The organism is Candidatus Chloroploca asiatica (assembly GCF_002532075.1).
Classification (GTDB): Bacteria; Chloroflexota; Chloroflexia; order Chloroflexales; family Chloroflexaceae; genus Chloroploca; species Chloroploca asiatica.
The window spans coordinates 1-1,960 of the sequence record NZ_LYXE01000001.1 but is presented as its reverse complement, the minus strand read 5'-3'; the positions used below and the strand labels follow the sequence as shown (position 1 = coordinate 1,960).

Sequence of the window (1,960 nt, the reverse complement as noted above, 5' to 3'; positions counted from 1 at the left end):
CCGATCCCCACGTATGACCGGAGCATGACCACCTCACGCGCCCGTGCGCTGCGGGATCAGGTGCGCACCACGCTCACGCAGGTGTGCGCACGGTGCTCGTATGCCGATAGCTACCTCAGTGCGGGCAAGCGTTACCGCGAGGCGCTCGGCGACCCCCGCACCCTCGTCGGCCTGCCGTCCCTGACCACCGCGCCGGAAGGGGCCGGGATCGGTCGGCAACTCACCGCCCTCAAGCGCTGGCTGATGACGGAAGCCCGTTGAGGCGACGCCGCGGGCAAACCTCTGCCCTTATGAACTGGTGACGGCCACGTGCCAGCACTGTCCTTATGAACTGGTGACGGCCACGTGCCACCACCACGCGACTGGCCGCCGCAGGTGCGGCCAACCAAGGAAGGAAGAAAGGAGACCAAATGTCCACGATCCCCCCGCCAACCCCCGAAGCGATCCACGCCTGATGAAAGGAGCCCAGATGTCCACCATCCCACCGCCAACCCCCGAAGCGATCCACGCCTGGGGTTGGGAGATGGGCGTTGAGGCCGGGCGGCGCCTGGCCGACGAGAGCGATGCCTTCATCGGCATGACCATGCCCGGCCTCGACGCCCCCGCTGCCCTGGAGATCTACGGCCGCGCCTACCTGCGCGCCCTGATCCAGGGGTATCGCACCGCGCTGCGGCAGTCTCTGCGCGACCGCGCAGATACGGCTGCCGACCAGCACCGCCGTACCACGACCGCCACACCGAAGCTCACGCAGAAAGGAAAAAAACCATGACCACGCCCGCGACCATGTTTGACGGCCTGCTCGACGACGCGACCCCGACGACCTTGACCGCCCGCACGCAGGCCGACGCGCTGTTGGAGCCGGATGCTGTTGCCGAAACGCCCGTCAGCGCAGCCAACCCCGACGACGAGGCGGGGCTGACGACCGAACCCGCTCCAGTCGCCGTAGACCTCGACCCGAATGAGAAGTTGGTGATCGTCGACGGCCAGCGCTTCCTCGTGGCCGCCGAGATTGACCACGAGACCATCCGCCAGCACCTGATCCGCCAGGGCTTCGCCACCCTCGCCGGGGCCACGATCCGCACCGGCACGACCCAGCACGACGGCCGCACCCTCGCCACGGTCGACTTCATCAAGCAGGCCGGGACGAAGGGGTAACACCAAGTCCGCTTGAAGGTGCTGCATTGTCATGCTGAGCGCAGCGAAGCATCGGTGCCGTCCGGAGACCCGAAACCCTTCGCTGCGCTCCTCAGCAACACAACCTCATGGTCGGATCGCAACGCCTCCACGGTCATTCCGAACGGAGCCGCAGGCGCAGTGAGGAATCTGCACTGATCGGCATGGAAGACCCCTCACGTTCGTTCGGGGTGACATGGGCGGGCCGGTGCACCAAACGGGTTGCGCACGGCACCACTGGCCCGTGGGCCACGTGGTACTCAGGGTGACCATGCGGCCTCCTCAACGGTAAATGGTAGAACACCCGGATAGAACAGTGCCACGGATTGGGATCAGGATCGTTGCCCTGATCCCAATCCGTGGCAAAGAAGCTCACGCGAAGGCGCGAATGGTTCGCGCACCGACATGAACAACGGTGCGCCGTTGCGCCGTTGCGTCAAAACAACCACCTTCTTGGCAAGGGAGTGGCCCTGATCCCGGTCTTCATCTCTACGGAGGCCCATATGCATCCGCTATCATCAAACGCCGCGCTCATCGCCCTGCTCGAGGCGATCCCGGCGCAGCCCATTGACGCCGCCAACCCGCTCACGACCCTTCGCCCACTCATCAGCGGCACGCTGACCTTCGCGCAGGCACTGGAGCCTGCGATCCAGGAGGCTCTCGACGCCTGCGCGGCCATTGCCTATCGCCAGCACCTGCCTGGGAGAACCCTATGCGACCGACTCCACAACGTGCGCCCCATCCCCGCGTCAAGCGACGTCGTCGGGTGGTGAGGCGCTCGGCCACC

Annotated in this window: 4 protein-coding genes; all 4 read left to right on the top strand. The window is 66.2% G+C overall.

Going from position 1 to position 1,960, the window contains the following annotated elements; genetic code table 11:
* The coding region (locus A9Q02_RS00020) for a hypothetical protein (RefSeq protein WP_216361415.1) at nt 1–261 on the top strand (261 nt) is incomplete at its 5' end.
* Nucleotides 262–469: 208 nt separating this feature from the next.
* Nucleotides 470–769, top strand: a complete 300-nt coding sequence (locus A9Q02_RS00015; protein WP_097650293.1) for a hypothetical protein — start codon at nt 470–472, stop codon at nt 767–769.
* On the top strand, nt 766–1,155 hold the full coding sequence (locus A9Q02_RS00010; protein ID WP_097650292.1) for a hypothetical protein: 390 nt from the start codon (nt 766–768) through the stop codon (nt 1,153–1,155). The genes A9Q02_RS00015 and A9Q02_RS00010 overlap by 4 nt, the downstream gene beginning before the upstream one ends.
* A gap of 521 nt (nt 1,156–1,676) precedes the next feature.
* Entirely contained in the window at nt 1,677–1,946 is a 270-nt protein-coding gene (locus A9Q02_RS00005; protein ID WP_141508601.1) for a hypothetical protein, read from the top strand.
* Nucleotides 1,947–1,960 lie beyond the last annotated feature (14 nt).

Excerpts from the sequence above, each read along its gene's own strand:
- A9Q02_RS00015 (WP_097650293.1), top strand. The coding sequence starts at position 470 with ATGTCCACCATCCCACCGCCAACCCCCGAAGCGATCCACGCCTGGGGT.
- A9Q02_RS00010 (WP_097650292.1), top strand. The coding sequence starts at position 766 with ATGACCACGCCCGCGACCATGTTTGACGGCCTGCTCGACGACGCGACC.
- A9Q02_RS00005 (WP_141508601.1), top strand. The coding sequence starts at position 1,677 with ATGCATCCGCTATCATCAAACGCCGCGCTCATCGCCCTGCTCGAGGCG.